General features: G+C 58.7%; 14 protein-coding genes. 5 read left to right on the forward strand and 9 right to left on the reverse strand.

All coding sequences use genetic code 11. The features are described from left to right. Positions 1-38: 38 nt before the first annotated feature. On the forward strand, positions 39-416 hold the full coding sequence (locus ACAM27_RS14445; protein WP_031210250.1) for a PilZ domain-containing protein: 378 nt from the start codon (positions 39-41) through the stop codon (positions 414-416). On the opposite strand, the gene ACAM27_RS14450 is transcribed toward ACAM27_RS14445, so the two are convergent. The 4 genes from ACAM27_RS14450 to ACAM27_RS14465 form a co-directional block, all read right to left on the reverse strand. Beyond that, the gene (locus ACAM27_RS14450; protein WP_369612177.1) at positions 417-878 is read right to left on the reverse strand and encodes a flavodoxin family protein; all 462 of its coding nucleotides are present in this window, start codon (positions 876-878) and stop codon (positions 417-419) included. 32 nt (positions 879-910) lie between these two features. After that, positions 911-1,954: a recombinase RecA gene (recA, locus tag ACAM27_RS14455; protein WP_011785554.1), complete on the reverse strand. Its 1,044-nt coding sequence runs from the start codon at positions 1,952-1,954 to the stop codon at positions 911-913. A 157-nt stretch (positions 1,955-2,111) separates the two neighbouring features. After that, positions 2,112-2,612, reverse strand: a complete 501-nt coding sequence (locus ACAM27_RS14460; protein WP_023009325.1) for a nicotinamide-nucleotide amidohydrolase family protein — start codon at positions 2,610-2,612, stop codon at positions 2,112-2,114. Between the two features lie 37 nt (positions 2,613-2,649). After that, on the reverse strand, positions 2,650-3,750 hold the full coding sequence (locus ACAM27_RS14465) for an FAD-dependent oxidoreductase (protein ID WP_114433479.1): 1,101 nt from the start codon (positions 3,748-3,750) through the stop codon (positions 2,650-2,652). A gap of 73 nt (positions 3,751-3,823) precedes the next feature. Between ACAM27_RS14465 and ACAM27_RS14470 the strand changes: the two genes are divergently transcribed. From ACAM27_RS14470 to fdxA, 4 genes are all read left to right on the forward strand, one after another. Then, positions 3,824-4,528, forward strand: a complete 705-nt coding sequence (locus ACAM27_RS14470) for a TIGR04283 family arsenosugar biosynthesis glycosyltransferase (RefSeq protein WP_014420965.1) — start codon at positions 3,824-3,826, stop codon at positions 4,526-4,528. Next, positions 4,525-5,148, forward strand: a complete 624-nt coding sequence (locus ACAM27_RS14475; RefSeq protein ID WP_369612178.1) for a TIGR04282 family arsenosugar biosynthesis glycosyltransferase — start codon at positions 4,525-4,527, stop codon at positions 5,146-5,148. The genes ACAM27_RS14470 and ACAM27_RS14475 overlap by 4 nt, the downstream gene beginning before the upstream one ends. A 111-nt stretch (positions 5,149-5,259) precedes the next feature. Beyond that, positions 5,260-7,884, forward strand: coding sequence for a DNA mismatch repair protein MutS (mutS, locus tag ACAM27_RS14480; protein WP_011785559.1), 2,625 nt, complete (start codon positions 5,260-5,262; stop codon positions 7,882-7,884). Between the two features lie 163 nt (positions 7,885-8,047). Further along, on the forward strand, positions 8,048-8,371 hold the full coding sequence (fdxA, locus tag ACAM27_RS14485; protein WP_011785560.1) for a ferredoxin FdxA: 324 nt from the start codon (positions 8,048-8,050) through the stop codon (positions 8,369-8,371). 73 nt (positions 8,372-8,444) lie between these two features. Here fdxA and ACAM27_RS14490 read toward each other — a convergent pair whose 3' ends face one another. The 5 genes from ACAM27_RS14490 to ACAM27_RS14510 all read right to left on the reverse strand — a co-directional run bounded on the left by ACAM27_RS14490 (position 8,445) and on the right by ACAM27_RS14510 (position 14,835). Further along, positions 8,445-9,479, reverse strand: coding sequence for a hypothetical protein (locus ACAM27_RS14490; protein WP_369612179.1), 1,035 nt, complete (start codon positions 9,477-9,479; stop codon positions 8,445-8,447). 129 nt (positions 9,480-9,608) lie between these two features. Beyond that, a complete protein-coding gene (locus tag ACAM27_RS14495) occupies positions 9,609-10,559 on the reverse strand; it encodes a DegV family protein (protein ID WP_011785562.1) in 951 nt (316 codons plus the stop codon). A 117-nt stretch (positions 10,560-10,676) separates the two neighbouring features. Further along, positions 10,677-11,495, reverse strand: a complete 819-nt coding sequence (locus ACAM27_RS14500; RefSeq protein WP_011785563.1) for a metal-dependent hydrolase — start codon at positions 11,493-11,495, stop codon at positions 10,677-10,679. 241 nt (positions 11,496-11,736) lie between these two features. Then, positions 11,737-13,113, reverse strand: a complete 1,377-nt coding sequence (locus tag ACAM27_RS14505; protein ID WP_369612180.1) for a solute carrier family 23 protein — start codon at positions 13,111-13,113, stop codon at positions 11,737-11,739. A gap of 93 nt (positions 13,114-13,206) precedes the next feature. Beyond that, positions 13,207-14,835, reverse strand: a complete 1,629-nt coding sequence (locus ACAM27_RS14510) for an acyl-CoA synthetase (protein ID WP_014420961.1) — start codon at positions 14,833-14,835, stop codon at positions 13,207-13,209. Positions 14,836-14,839: the final 4 nt, after the last annotated feature.

Raw genomic sequence — 14,839 nt, forward strand, 5'->3', positions numbered from 1 at the left:
CGGCCACAACAAGTACAAGACACGTGATGACTGAAAACATGACGAATAATTCCGCAGATCGCCGTATCAAGGATCGTTTTCCGGCGTCCTGCCTGAGGGTTCAACTGCGTGAGCGCGGTTTCTTCGGCCGTGGCAAACAGCCTGTGGCAGTTACCTGCCTGGACATGAACCGCTATGGTATGGCGGTTCTCTGCCCCCGGCCAGTGGATGTAGGTGTGCGACTGTTTCTTGATATCGAGGGCAAGTACATCAGTGAATCCCGGGTCGGCGCCCGGGTTATCGCCTGCCAGCCCTACCAGGCGGGATATCGGGTCAGCCTGCAGTTTGCCTATTGCCTGGATAAAAATGCCTACTCACGAACGATGGACAACGCACTGTCCCGTATTGAAGGCTTCTACAACCGCTACGCCAGTTGATCAGATCAGGCCGGCGTCAAGGCTGGCCGCCACTGTCATACCCAACTCGTAACACTGCTCTTCAAACTCGGGCCGGAATTCACCCCGGCATACCAGTGCATCCTGCACCAGCTTCCAGCGCAGCCCTGTGGTTATGGCCTCAATAGCTCGGCGGGTTCCGGTACCATCATGGCCGGCACGGATATAAAAGGCAAAAGGCAGGCCCTGGGTTTTCTCCAGGCAGGGATAGTAGCTGCGGTCGAAAAAGTCTTTCAGCGCGCCAGACATGTAGCCGAGGTTTTCCGTGGTGCCCAGGATAATGACGTCGCATGCGAGGATGTCTTCGGGGCCAGCTTCGAGAGGCGCCTTTACCACCACCTCTACCGCTTCGATGTCCGGATTACGGGCGCCATTTTCAATGGCACTCCGTAATCCCAGGGTATTCGGAGACGGGGCATGGGCCACAATCAGCAGTCGCTTCATGTCACGCCTCCTTATCTTTCTCTTTTTAAAATTTACAGCAGTTCGCCATTGGCTTCAGCAGGAGCCTCCGCCGTTTCTTTCTTGACCGGCTTGGGCATCAGCTTGTCACGCACCTTGGCCTCGATTTCATTGGCGATATCCAGGTTCTCTTCCAGGAACTTACAAGCGTTTGCTTTGCCCTGACCGATCTTGTCGCCGTTATAGGCGTACCAGGCACCGGACTTGTCCACAAAGCCTTCTTTCACGCCCATATCGAGCACTTCCGCCATGTGGTAGATGCCCTTGCCGTACATGATCTGGAATTCTGCCTGCCGGAACGGCGGCGATACCTTGTTCTTGACGACTTTTACGCGGGTTTCGTTGCCCACCACCTCGTCGCCGTCTTTCACCGAACCGATACGGCGAATATCAAGGCGCACAGAGGAGTAGAATTTCAGGGCGTTACCACCGGTGGTAGTCTCGGGGCTACCGAACATAACGCCAATCTTCATACGGATCTGGTTGATGAACACCATCAGGCAATTGGCGTGCTTCACATTACCGGTAAGCTTGCGCAGTGCCTGTGACATCAGGCGAGCCTGAAGACCCACGTGGCTGTCGCCCATTTCGCCTTCAATTTCCGCTTTCGGGGTCAGCGCCGCAACCGAATCGACAATAATCACGTCCACCGCGTTCGAGCGCACGAGCATGTCGGCGATTTCCAGCGCCTGCTCACCGGTATCCGGCTGGGAAACCAGCAGCTCATCAACGTTAACACCCAGCTTTTCCGCATAAACCGGGTCCAGAGCGTGCTCGGCATCCACAAAGGCACAGGTTTTACCCTGTTTTTGCGCTTCCGCGATAACCTGCAAAGTCAGCGTGGTTTTACCGGAGCTCTCCGGGCCGTAAATCTCAACGATCCGGCCGTAAGGAAGACCACCAATACCCAGAGCAACATCCAGCCCAAGAGAGCCGGTGGATACGGCAGGAATCGCCTCACGGGGCTGGTCGCCCATCTTCATTACGGCACCTTTACCGAACTGGCGTTCGATCTGGCTCAACGCTGCGCCGAGTGCTTTCTTGCGGTTATCTTCCATTCTTGCAAACCCTCGTTACCAGGGCCGCTCAACCTTGTTGGCCAATGCGGCAGAATCCGGAGAAAACCTGAATAGCCATCCAGTGTTTTCCTGTATATTTGAACAGTATTAAAACATATGGCCAGAAGGAGACCAACCCCCGGAAAGGTGAAAATCCTCACAGGGTTTCGACAAATCCGGTAACTCCTTCTAATACATACAAAACCGACTGCCGGCGCACCTGATCCCGATCGCCATCGAAATGCGCTACCCGGGCTTCGATGTTGCCAGCCCGGCTGCCCCAGGCAAACCAGACCGTACCAACCGGCTTGTCTGCACTACCCCCACCCGGCCCGGCAACACCGCTGATAGCGACAGCAATATCCACGCCTGTGGCACGTATGGCACCTGTCACCATCTGTCGCACCACCGGTTCACTGACCGCCCCGCACTGCTCCAGAGTATCAGCCTGTACGCCAAGGATGGCCTGCTTGGCGGCGTTACTGTAGGTCACCAGACCCGCCATAATATAGGCGGACGACCCCGCCCGGTCAGTCAGCACCTTGGCCACCCAGCCACCGGTGCAGCTTTCAGCGGTGGCGATGGTCATCCCCTTACGCTCAAGCGCCACCGCCAGCGCGTCACCAGCCTTGGCCAATTGTCCGTCGGTCACATTCATATTGTTCTCCCGTTTCCTGTAATGCCCGTCGCCAGTCTCAGGCTCCGGGAAAACTGTCAACAAATCCGCGATCAATGCGGTCTTTCCACTTCCAGACCCAGGCCCCCGAAAACGTCAAAGGGCCATAACTACCAATCGCCGTGCAGTCTCCCGCCGCCAACAGGTACAACGAAAACCTTCGCGGATAGAAACGCGCCAACGGTTTACCCGATATCGCAGCAGCAAGATTACGGGCCAGTATCGGCCCGGCACGAACCGCGTGTACCCCGGAACGGTCCAGCCGTTGGTCAACCCGGCTACAGGCGTCTCCGGCCACAAATACATTGTGGTGAGACGTACTGCGATGGCTGGCGTCTACCCTGACAAAACCGGCTTCGTCTACCGCCAGGCCGCTGGCTTCCAGAAAGGGCAGAGCCCTGCCACCGGTAGATACCAGAACCGCATCAGCCCGCAATCGTCGCCCACCGGCCAACCGAACCCCGTCAACCACCGGCTCTCCATACTCCTCAACAATCTCGACACCGCAGCGCATCAGCGCCCGCCGCACCAGGCGGCGAAAGCGGGGACGAAAGCCCGGGACCACACCATTGCTGCCGGCCACCAGAACAACGCCCGCCTGGTCGCAGTCCGCTGATCGCCGGGCCAGGGCCATAGCGATCTCCGCACCTCCCGCGCCTCCACCAAGAACAACAATACGCGGGCGCGCTCTGGCGCGCAGGGATCGCTCGGTTGCCGGCCAGTCTTCAGCAAATCGTTCGACGGGCTTAACACCGAGGATCATGCTGTCCGGCTCGTTCAGCACGGCACTGTCACTGGCCGATCCAACATCGACAGAGAGCAGATCGTAGGGCACCCGCTCACCACTTGCCAACACGACCTCCTGCTCGGTTGCCCGCAATTCAACAGCCCGATCGAGCACCAGCCTGCCACCGGCGGCGATCACCGTGGGCTCGACCAGGACACGACACTGATCGAGGCGATAGTGCCCGGCCAGCCAGCCCGGGATCATCCCGGAGTAGTACTGCCACCGTGACGGTGACACCACCACCAGCTCAGTTTCCGGCAACGGCTCGCGCGCGAACTGACGCAACGCCACCATGTGAGCGTGGCCGGCACCCAGCAAAACCAGTCGTTTCATAACCTCATCTCCCGCCTGCCATGCTCACCACCCCGAGCTCTGATATGCTCCTCTCAGGAGGCCACCAAAATCCATGTTGCGACACCCAATACGCGAAGAAGATCCCCGGATGGCGATCATCGTCCCCGTTCTCAACGAGATCGACGGTATCGAATCACTGCTGAGCCACCTGGAAATCTGGCGTCAGCGGGGCGCCGAAATCATTGTGGTGGATGGCGGCAGCGACGACAAATCGGACAGTCTCATTGAAGCGAGGGGGTTTCCCCTGATTCGCTCTGCCCGCGGACGCGCAACCCAGATGAATGCTGGAGCACGCAGCAGCCAATCGCCTTTCCTGATATTCCTGCACTCGGACACCCGGTTGCCGGAGCATGCGGACACGCAAGTAATGACTCACCTGGCACGCTCAGAAACCAGCTGGGGCCGTTTTGATGTTCGTATCGACGGCCGCTCCCGCCTGTTGCCGATCGTTGGCGCCATGATGAATCTGCGCTCGAGACTGACCGGCATCGCCACGGGCGATCAGGCCCTGTTTATGACTCGAACCCTGTTCGAGCAGGTCGGAGGCTTTCCGGAACAACCACTGATGGAAGATGTGGAAATCTGCAAACGCCTGAAACACATCACGCCCCCGGTGTGTCTGAGTGACAGAGTGGTCACCTCCGGCCGGCGCTGGGACCAGCGCGGCGGCTGGCGGACGATCTTTTTAATGTGGCAGTTGCGCTGGGCCTATTGGCGCGGCGTTCCCGCAGACCAACTGGCAGCCCGTTACCGATGAACCCGACACGTATTATTGTTATCGCCAAAGAACCCCGGCCCGGAAAGGTAAAAACCCGCCTGATCCCGGCGTTGGGCGAGGCCGGTGCCGCCCGGCTGGCAGACCGCATGCTGCGGCACACTCTGGCGCAGGCCCTCGACGCCAATATCGGCCCGGTGGAGCTCTGTGTCAGCCCGGATCCTGCGGCAGAATACTGGCAACAGTTGGACCCTGGTGACCGAGCCATCCTGTCTTCCCAGGCTGAAGGTGACCTGGGCCATCGCATGGCGGAAGCCGCCAGACATGCCCTGACAGCCGGCTTACCGGTGATCCTGATCGGAACGGACTGCCCGGATCTTGACGCCAACCGACTGAAGCAAATGGCCGGCGACCTCCTGAACCACGATGCCTGCCTGTGCCCGGTCGCCGACGGCGGCTATGCCCTGCTGGGGCTCCGGCGTTTCAGCCCGGCCCTCTTCACGGATATACCCTGGAGTACCGAACAGGTGGCCGCCATCACCCGACAGCGTCTGGCGGCCCTGGGGTGGCGGCTGGCGGAGAGCGAAACCCTGAACGACGTCGACGAACCGGCTGACCTGCAAAGGCTGGCGACAGACTATCCCGGACTGATGATGCCCTGAGTGACTGACCGGCTGCCGACACCTCCGGACCATGGTACCATCGCGGGTTTTGGTATCCTGAACGGCGTGCCACCACCCTTGCCGATGTTTACCCGGAAGAATTGAGGAACTATGACGGACCTGTCCAAGCACACCCCGATGATGCAGCAGTACCTGAAAATCAAGGGAGAACACCCGAACGAGATGGTGTTCTACCGCATGGGGGACTTCTACGAGCTGTTTTACGACGACGCTAAAAAAGCCGCAGAGTTGCTGGACATTACCTTGACCGCACGTGGCCAGTCCGGAGGTAATCCGATTCCCATGGCAGGGGTACCCTTCCATTCGGCCGAAGGCTACATTGCCCGCATGGTTCGCGCGGGCCAGTCCATCGCTATCTGCGAGCAGATTGGAGATCCTGCCACCAGCAAGGGCCCGGTGGAACGCAAGGTCGTGCGCATTGTCACTCCCGGCACACTGAGTGACGAGGCGTTTCTGGAAGACCGCCGCGATAACCTGCTGGCAGCCATCTACCATCACAAAGAGCAGTTCGGTTTTGCCTCACTGGATATTTCCAGCGGCCGGTTCGCGGTGTCGGAACTGGAGAGCCTTGAAGCCCTGCAGGGTGAGCTTCAGCGCCTGCGACCCGCTGAAATCCTGATCAGCGAGGATTTTCCCTATACCGACATCCTTGAGGGTTTCACCGGCGTACGCCGCCAGGGCCCCTGGCTGTTTGAATCGGACACCGCCCTCCGGGTGATCACCCAGCAGTTGCAGGTACGCGATCTCACCGGCTTTGGCTGCGAAGACCTGACCCTGGCCGTTTGCGCTGCCGGCTGCCTGCTGCAATACGCCAAGGAGACCCAGCGCACGGCACTGCCACATATCCGAAAACTGACCCGCGAACGCCGGGAAGACGCCGTGATACTGGATGCCGCCAGCCGCCGGAACCTGGAAATCGACACCAACCTGATGGGTGGCCAACAACACACCCTGGCCTGGGTGATGGACCGCACCGCCACCGCCATGGGAGCCCGGGAGCTCCGACGCTGGCTGAACCGTCCACTTCGGGATGTTGAGCGCGTGCGCCAGCGCCAGCAGGCAGTATCTGCGCTGCTGGACGGTTTCCACTATGAGCCAGTGCACGATCTGCTGAAACGGGTGGGTGATATCGAACGGATTCTGGCCCGGGTTGCCCTGCGTTCTGCCCGCCCCAGGGACCTTGCGCGCCTGCGCGACGCTTTTCATGCCCTGCCAGAACTGCAGGAGGCACTGAAACCGGTCAACTCACACCATGTCGTGAAGCTGGCCACCGTCATCGGCGAATACCCGGAACTGGCCGACCTTCTGGAACGCGCCATCATCGACAACCCGCCCGTGGTGATTCGTGATGGCGGTGTGATTGCCGAAGGCTTCGACGAAGAATTGGATGAACTCCGCAACATCAGTGAAAACGCCGGCCAGTACCTGCTGGATGTGGAAACCCGGGAGCGTGAACGCACCGGCATTTCCACCCTGAAAGTGGGCTACAACCGGGTGCATGGTTACTACATCGAAATCAGCCGGGCGCAGTCTGACCAGGCACCCGTGGACTATATCCGCCGCCAGACCCTGAAAAACGCCGAACGCTTCATCACCCCGGAACTGAAAGAGTTTGAGGACAAGGCACTGAGCGCCAAAAGCCGTGCCCTGGCCCGGGAAAAAGGCCTGTACGACGACGTCCTGGAAACCGTGGCCGAACAGCTGGCCCCGCTGCAGGACGCCGCCCAGGCCCTGGCCGAACTCGACGTGCTGAGCAACTTCGCCGAACGAGCCACGTCCCTGCGCTTCACCGCGCCGGAATTTACCGACCAGCCAGGATTTGATGTGGAGGAAGGTCGGCACCCGGTGGTGGAGCAGCTGCTCGACGAGCCTTTTGTGCCCAACAACCTGTTGATGGATACCAAACGCCGCATGCTGGTGATCACCGGCCCGAACATGGGCGGTAAGTCCACCTACATGCGCCAGGCCGCCCTGATTGCCCTGCTGGCCTACACCGGCAGTTTCGTGCCCGCCAACCGCGCCGTGCTTGGCCCGGTGGACCGGATCTTCACCCGCATGGGCTCCTCGGATGACATTGCCGGTGGCCGCTCCACCTTCATGGTGGAAATGACCGAAACCGCCAATATCCTGCACAATGCCACCGAACACAGCCTGGTGTTGATGGATGAAGTGGGCCGCGGCACCAGCACCTTCGATGGCCTTTCGCTGGCCTGGGCCACGGCCGAGCACCTGGCGAAGAACATCCGGTGTTACACCCTGTTCGCCACCCACTACTTCGAGCTGACCCAGCTGGCCGATGACCTGGAACATGCGGTTAACGTGCATCTGACCGCCACCGAGCACGACGATTCCATCGTGTTTCTGCACAATGTGCACGATGGCCCGGCAAGCCAGAGTTACGGGCTGCAGGTGGCAAAACTGGCCGGTGTACCCCAGGATGTGATCCGCAACGCCAAGACCCAGCTGGCGCATCTGGAAGGCCTGGAAGCAGGCAGCACCCCGTCGCCAGCACCCGTGAGCGTTAACGAGCCGAAACCGGCTGCACCAACTGCGACAAAGGCCGCCAGTGTGGAGGCGGTGTACCAGGGCGATATGTTTGCCATGGCCGAGCCGAGCGTGGTGGAACAGGCCCTGGAAAAGCTCGATCTGGACGGCATTACCCCAAGAGACGCGCTGAACCAGCTTTATGAACTCAAGGGGTTACTGGCAAAATAACAGCATTCTGCGCCAAACTTGATCTGGGTAATAACGATATAGCAGGCCAACGCTTGCGGCAGTGTGGGGGGCTCCCTACAATATCGCTCCAAATTATAAACGGGGCCGGGTAACTGACAGGCTCCTGATGAGACTGAATCTTCTACGAACCAGGGATCTGACTATGGCGTTTATCGTTACTGATAACTGCATCAAGTGTAAATACACCGACTGCGTGGAAGTCTGCCCCGTGGACTGCTTCTACGAAGGCCCCAACTTTCTGGTGATCGACCCGGACGAGTGCATTGACTGCGCCCTGTGCGAGCCAGAGTGCCCGGCCGAGGCCATCTTCTCGGAAGACGAGCTACCGGCAGGCCAGGAAGCCTTTGTTGAAATCAACGCAGAGCTGGCCGGCAAGTGGCCCAACATCACTGAAAAGAAAGACCCACTGCCAGATGCCGAAGAGTGGGACGGTAAGCCCGACAAACTCAAGTACCTGGAGCGCTGAGACCAGGCCGCGCGCAAACAAAAAGGCCGGAGGCATCACCTCCGGCCTTTTTTGTGTTTGGCCCTGATGCGTTTCAGCCAGCGGCCGCCAGCAGCTTTTTCGTCGCCGCCGAACGATAGAACGGTTCCAGCCTGCGCCGCAACAACGCCTCCAGGTAGCCCTCCTGCCGGAGCAGATCCACCAGCGGCAAGCCCACCGCTTCAAGTTCCGTGACAATCACTTGCCGCGTGACGCCGATATCCGCGAGCAGGTTCATCACTGGTTGGTTACCATAACGGGCATACAATCCCTCCACTACTGCCTGAACACAGCCCTCAAAATACGGTGTCTGGCGGAAATGCAGCCAGAAGTCATAGCCCAGCACCACAAATTCCTGCAGCTGAACATCACCCAGTCCGTCCTGCAGATCCTCGATGGTTCGGTCTTCGAGAGACACCCAGGCCGCCATGACTGTGTCACGCAGTTCGTCATCACTCAAAGCCTTGTGCAGGAACTGCTCACTTCGGGCAATCAGGCTCGGCAGGCTGTCCGAAAGCCAGGCCTTGATGCGGCGTTCAAAGGTCTCATCCAGTCCCGGCACGGCCTTGTTAGCCATTTTCTTGCCGAATTTCATCATCGAGCCCACCCCGGGTACTGAGCGGGTAATCAGATTATCCTCGTAGAGGTAGTTCACCAGGCCGTGATAGACCACATTCGACACCAGCTCCTGATAAACCGGGTGCGCCATAATCTCACTGATCACCCGTTCCCGCTGGTGGCGCAACTCCAGGGCTTCCTCAACAAACGCACTGGCCTGCTCCCGGGACAGAATATCGCCCAGCCTGGTCTGGCTCTGAACCGGGGCCTTCAACACTTCGGTTGCCAGGTCCGCTGCCAGCTCCGGAATGCCGGCGTCCAGCTCCATGCTCACCACCACCCGCCGGATCAGGCCCATAATCTGCTCGGCACTAACCACACGCTCCAGGGTCACGCTATTGGCATACTCCAGCAGTTCGTCCACTTCCTGATGCAGGAACTTTTTCAGTTTGGCGCCTTTCAGGGCATTCAGCTCGTGCCGAACGTGGGCTTCAAGTAATTGGTCCGCCAGGGTTGAGGTGGTCTCGGTCATAAGCCTGTTTTCCTTTGCCAGGTTTTCTTGTCTGGCAAAGAGGCTAACACGTTCCGGCGTATGGCGGGTTTGCCCGAACTACACCATCAGGCGTGATACAGGGCCAGTCTGGCGACCGGCCCGTTCGATTTACTGAAAATCACTGAACTCGTGAGGCTCGGCGGCCAAAGCCAGGCAGATACTGCCCGGCCCCACATAAATGGCACTGGTAATACCCATCTGGGACAACAACAGCTCAACGCCGTTCTGCTCACACGCGTCCCGAAGGCGATTCAGGCCCGGCAGATCCTCGATCTCGGTCCAGCTCAGGCCACAGGAAAGGCTGACATACGGCGTCAGCAAACCCGCTTCCACCCGGGCGACCGCGTAATTCATCACCTTCTCCACAGCCATGTCGAAGTTACGGGTCTTGGCAACCGGTTTGCCTTCCACACCCTGCCCGAAAATCACCGGGATGATGTTCAGCGCCTTACCCAGGAAAGCCGCCACCGCAGACACGCTTTTGTCACCTCGGCGCCGGGCGCGTTCACGGATGTAATGCAGATCCCGGGGAATGACACAGGTGTAGATTTTGTCGGTGAAGGTTTCCACTTCATGGCGAAGCGCATTCTTCGATACTTTCTGCCCAATCAGCTTCAGCGTGTGAGCCGCCAGCAGCCCCTGGCCGGCAAATATCTGTTTGCTGTCGATCACCCGCATGGAAAATTTGCCATCCCGGCCTGCAGCCTTGCGCGCCTCTTCATAATGCGCCATCACAGAGTTCATGGCTTCAGATGCGTTCTGGTAAATCAGGCTCCGGCTGCGGGTAACAGTTTCGCAGATGGCGACATCAAATTCGGTGACAATTTTTTCCATGAAAAGATCATGAATCTGCTCGGCGCTGAACGCCTCCGTTTCCGCCTGGTGCCCCTTATCGAGCAGGCCGCTCTGATAGAACTCCTGGGTACGGACAGGATCGTGGTTATCGATGTAGGTCTGGCCATCAATTATGGCCGTGACGGGCAGCACAAACAGGTCGTGTTTGCGGGCGAATTCATAGGGTAGATCACAGGCGCTATCAACGATCAGACCAACTCGCATGCTGAATGTCTCCGGGTTCGGGCGCGTCCTCTGGCGGGTACGCCCTTTCTTATGATTATTTTGCAGCGCCCCAGTGTTACACAGGCTGATGAAAATTTCAGCAACCCGGGAACCGGATCAGGCTTCCAGTTCCCTCAGATTGGCTTCCAGCAAACCGCGATTGTCCTGCTGCCACGGATGAAAATCCCGCCGGAAATAGGCCAGAAAATCCGGCAGGCACTTGCGCAGAACCCCCGGCTTGCCCCACAGGAAATTCAGCCCGCCCAACCAGGTTCTCAGGCTCCAGAGCTTGCCGTCGGTTTTCAGAAGGCTGCAGGTATTAAGGAAGGTGTAGCGGAAGAAATTCCAGGTTACGAACAGGAACACGATCCGGCGAAGCTTGTCGTTGCCAATACAGGCACGGTATACGTCGAAAGCCACCGACTTGTGTTCGGTTTCCTCAATGGCATGCCAGCGCCACAGCCTCTTCATGGTTGGAGTCGCCCCTTCCATCCACTCCGGGTGACTGAGAATTGCGTTGGCCAGAACGGCCGTGTAGTGCTCAGCACCACAAGTCCCGGCCAGTTGCCGACTCGGCGGCAGGCGCCCGACCCACTCCATGTGTTTGCGGAACCGTTCGTCCAGGGCATCAATATCGTAGCCCCGGGCTTTCAGAGCCTCGTTGTATTCCTTGTGCTCGCGGCTATGCAGAGCCTCCTGGCCGATAAAGCCCTTGATCTCCTCCTTCAACTTGGGATCGGTAATCTGATCCCGGTAGAGCCGGACTGCGTTGATAAACTGTTGCTCGCCATCCGGAAACTGCAGGGACAAGGCATTGAAAAAGGCCGTTCGAAAGGCATCGTTGCCATGCCAGAGCGTTCTCAGTTCGGTACGAACATCGAACCGCAGGTGCCGGGGTTTGACCGTGACACCATCGGGGGTGGAGCTGATCGTCATGGCAGCCTCCTGTGGTCTGTTTGTTGTTATCGGGAGTTTGACTGCGGATAATTTTTAATCAACGGGATCAGTTTACCCCCACGTAACTGCAAACCGAAAGGCATACCTCAAGAAAAAAAGACGCTTTGTCACAATATGACAACTTGTCAGAAACCCTGACAGAAACAAAAAAGGGAGGCGCTCAGGCCTCCCAAGGACACACAGTGGGTAGATGCCGCCGCCGAACACGGCGGCATCAGGTTCAGTGCTCGTTGACCGGCTCCGCGCCCGGTGCTTCCGGGTCGGGGGTAAAGCCGAGAATATGAGTGCGCTCGATCAGGAAGTACAACACCGCACCAGTGGCCAGGCCCCAGCCCGCGCCGTAAACCGCGAGTACTACGCCCATGGTGCCAGCAATACCACGTTCGGTGTTGTTTTCCAGTTGCTCCAGGCCCACCATCAGACAGATGTAGCCAGTCAGCAGCAATGTCAGCGACAGGGCAATCGGCAGCACCGGCTGGAAGAAGCTCACGAGCGGCAGCACAAACAGTGCGATGAAGCCTGTAATCCAGAAGGTGCCGCCACCGCTGTAGATGGAATCCATGGCATTACGGCCATACTTGTAGCGCTCGGCCATGGTGGCGGTCACCGCCGTCCAGATCGGGCCAGCCAGGCCAGGGTAAGGCGCGAAGAATGCGTGGCCGCCATTACGGATAGCGGTCACCAGGTGTACACGGTCCACGCTGTTGTCGATGTCTTCGTCTTTGCGCAGGTGGTCGACACGGTTCATCAGGGACTGACCCACCACGATGTCACCGAAGGCAATGACGTAGGCAATGACTGCGGTCGGAATCGCATACAGGAATACATTCAGATCCGGAAAACCAACGCTAAACGGCAGGTAGTTCCATAGCTGGTCGAACGCTGGCTTGGTGATCCCCCACTCCACGTTCGGGACATCGTATTCGCCGGTGGCAAAGCCCACCAGAATGGCCACCACCATGCCCGGCACCATGCCGTAGTTGGCAATCTTGCGGGCCAGCACGTTCTTGTCGACAAAGCCTTTGAACGAGATCGAGAACATCAGATACAGACACACCAGACCACCCACGATCAGGGAGATCGGCGTGTTGGCCAGGCGGCCGCCGGCCTCGATTTCACCCATCAATGCCGCAATACCGGCACCGATAATGATACCGCCCTTCATGGAGCGCGGAATCCAGTTAACCAGTTTACTGCCCAGCCGGGTCACACCCAGAATCAGGAAGATCAGGAACACCAGGAACTGCAATGCAAACAGCGCCTGGATGGCCTCAGGGCCGGGTTCATAATCGGAAAGGAACAGCAGCACCACCGGAATACCCGGGGTAATCCAGCCGGGCACCAGAGGCACACCCAGCAAGGCTGGCAGCATAAAACCAATACCGCAGATCACTACGTAGGCCAGGGCCACGTCATAGGGAACACCGAGATATTTTTCCAGCAGCGGAATCATGGCCAGACTGACCACAAACATGATCAACGCCTGCACCATCTCCGCGAATTCCCAGCGGTAATGCACAAACGGAAGACGAACCTTGAAGGGACCAGCAGGCCAGTACGGCTGCTCTTCACCATTTTTTCTGTGGAACATTTGCATAAAGAAACCTCCAGACACCGTGTTTCAGGCGCCAGCCAGTGTTGTTTTTGTGGAGAGGTATGACTGCGCCGGCAGGCGCAGCCGTTAAAGGATTCAGTTCAGGTCTTTGGCCTGGTCCCTCAGTACGAACTTCTGGATCTTGCCGGTTGAGGTTTTCGGCAGCTCCGTGAAGACCACGGTCTTGGGCACCTTGAAGCGGGCCAGGTGCTCGCGGCAGAAGTTGATGATGTCGTCTTCAGACACATCCCCGGCTTCCGGCTTCAGGGTGATGAAGGCACAGGGGGTTTCGCCCCACTTCTCATCAGGCCGGGCAACCACCGCCGCTTCCAGTACGGCCGGATGACGATAGAGGGTATCTTCCACCTCGATGGTGGAGATGTTCTCGCCACCGGAGATGATGATGTCCTTCAGGCGATCCTTGATTTCCATGTAGCCGTCTTCGTGCCACACCGCCAGGTCGCCAGTGTGGAACCAGCCACCACGGAACGCCTCTTCCGTGGCGGTCGGGTTTTTAAGGTACCCCTTCATCACGGTGTTACCACGCAGGAAGATCTCACCGATGGTTTTGCCGTCCTTGGGGACTGGCTGCATGGTGTTGGGATCAGCCACCATGGTGCCGCCCAGCGTGTGGTAACGCACACCCTGGCGGGCTTTGATCTTGGCGCGATCATGCAGAGGCAGCTCGTCCCACTCGGATTTCCAGGCACACACAGTGACCGGTCCATAGACTTCGGTCAGGCCATACACGTGCGTAACCTTGATGCCCATTTCTTCGATGGAGCCAATCACCTGGGCAGGGGGCGCAGCGCCGGCAGTCATGGACTTCACTTCGTGGTCGATGCCCGCCTTGGCTTCCGGTGAGGCATTCAGCAAGGCATTGAGGACGATCGGGGCACCACACATGTGGGTAACCTGATGGTCACGAATCAGCTGCAAAATCTTCTCCGGGTCTACCCGGCGCAGGCACACGTGGGTACCGGCCATGGCGGTAATGGTCCAGGGGAAACACCAGCCATTGCAGTGAAACATCGGCAGCGTCCACAGGTACACCGGGTGCATGTCCATGGACCACACCGTCTGGTTGCCCAGCGCGTTGATGTAGGCACCGCGGTGATGGTACACCACGCCTTTGGGATTACCGGTGGTGCCGGAGGTGTAGTTCAGGGAAATGGCATCCCACTCATTATCCGGGAAACTCCACTGAAACTGCGGGTCCCCTTCCTGCAGGAAGGCCTCGTAATCCAGATCGCTGACCTGAACGCCCTCACCATATTCCGGGTCATCCACGTCAATCACCAGCGGCTTGTGCTCCAGATGGCGCACCGCGTCCTTGATCACCTGACCGAACTCCCGGTCAGCAATCACCACCTTGGCTTCGCCATGCTCCAGCATGAAGGCGATGGCTTCGGCATCCAGGCGAACGTTCAGGGTATTAAGCACGGCACCGATCATAGGGATGCCGAAATGGCACTCCACCATGGCCGGAATGTTCGGCAGCATCACGGCAACGGTGTCGCCCCGGCCGATTCCACGGCCTTTCAGGGCAGATGCCAGGCGCAGACAGCGGTCGTAGGTTTCAGCCCAGGTGCGGCGGATAGCACCGTGGATGATGGCCGGGTAATCCGGATACACACTGGCCGTGCGCTCGATAAAATCTATGGGGGATTGAACAGCGTAGTTCGCGTCCCTGGGCTCTAGGCCCTGGTCAAAAATCGACGTCATTGGC

This window comes from Marinobacter sp. RI1, assembly GCF_041155085.1.
Classification (GTDB): Bacteria; Pseudomonadota; Gammaproteobacteria; order Pseudomonadales; family Oleiphilaceae; genus Marinobacter; species Marinobacter nauticus.

What these genes read in the sequence shown, in the direction of transcription:
- ACAM27_RS14445 (WP_031210250.1), top strand. Translation starts at nt 39, where the DNA reads ATGACGAATAATTCCGCAGATCGCCGTATCAAGGATCGTTTTCCGGCG.
- ACAM27_RS14505 (WP_369612180.1), bottom strand. Translation starts at nt 13,113, where the DNA reads ATGCAAATGTTCCACAGAAAAAATGGTGAAGAGCAGCCGTACTGGCCT.
- ACAM27_RS14470 (WP_014420965.1), top strand. Translation starts at nt 3,824, where the DNA reads ATGTTGCGACACCCAATACGCGAAGAAGATCCCCGGATGGCGATCATC.
- ACAM27_RS14495 (WP_011785562.1), bottom strand. Translation starts at nt 10,559, where the DNA reads ATGCGAGTTGGTCTGATCGTTGATAGCGCCTGTGATCTACCCTATGAA.
- ACAM27_RS14500 (WP_011785563.1), bottom strand. Translation starts at nt 11,495, where the DNA reads ATGACGATCAGCTCCACCCCCGATGGTGTCACGGTCAAACCCCGGCAC.
- mutS (WP_011785559.1), top strand. Translation starts at nt 5,260, where the DNA reads ATGACGGACCTGTCCAAGCACACCCCGATGATGCAGCAGTACCTGAAA.
- ACAM27_RS14510 (WP_014420961.1), bottom strand. Translation starts at nt 14,835, where the DNA reads ATGACGTCGATTTTTGACCAGGGCCTAGAGCCCAGGGACGCGAACTAC.
- ACAM27_RS14465 (WP_114433479.1), bottom strand. Translation starts at nt 3,750, where the DNA reads ATGAAACGACTGGTTTTGCTGGGTGCCGGCCACGCTCACATGGTGGCG.
- ACAM27_RS14450 (WP_369612177.1), bottom strand. Translation starts at nt 878, where the DNA reads ATGAAGCGACTGCTGATTGTGGCCCATGCCCCGTCTCCGAATACCCTG.
- ACAM27_RS14475 (WP_369612178.1), top strand. Translation starts at nt 4,525, where the DNA reads ATGAACCCGACACGTATTATTGTTATCGCCAAAGAACCCCGGCCCGGA.
- ACAM27_RS14490 (WP_369612179.1), bottom strand. Translation starts at nt 9,479, where the DNA reads ATGACCGAGACCACCTCAACCCTGGCGGACCAATTACTTGAAGCCCAC.
- fdxA (WP_011785560.1), top strand. Translation starts at nt 8,048, where the DNA reads ATGGCGTTTATCGTTACTGATAACTGCATCAAGTGTAAATACACCGAC.
- ACAM27_RS14460 (WP_023009325.1), bottom strand. Translation starts at nt 2,612, where the DNA reads ATGAATGTGACCGACGGACAATTGGCCAAGGCTGGTGACGCGCTGGCG.
- recA (WP_011785554.1), bottom strand. Translation starts at nt 1,954, where the DNA reads ATGGAAGATAACCGCAAGAAAGCACTCGGCGCAGCGTTGAGCCAGATC.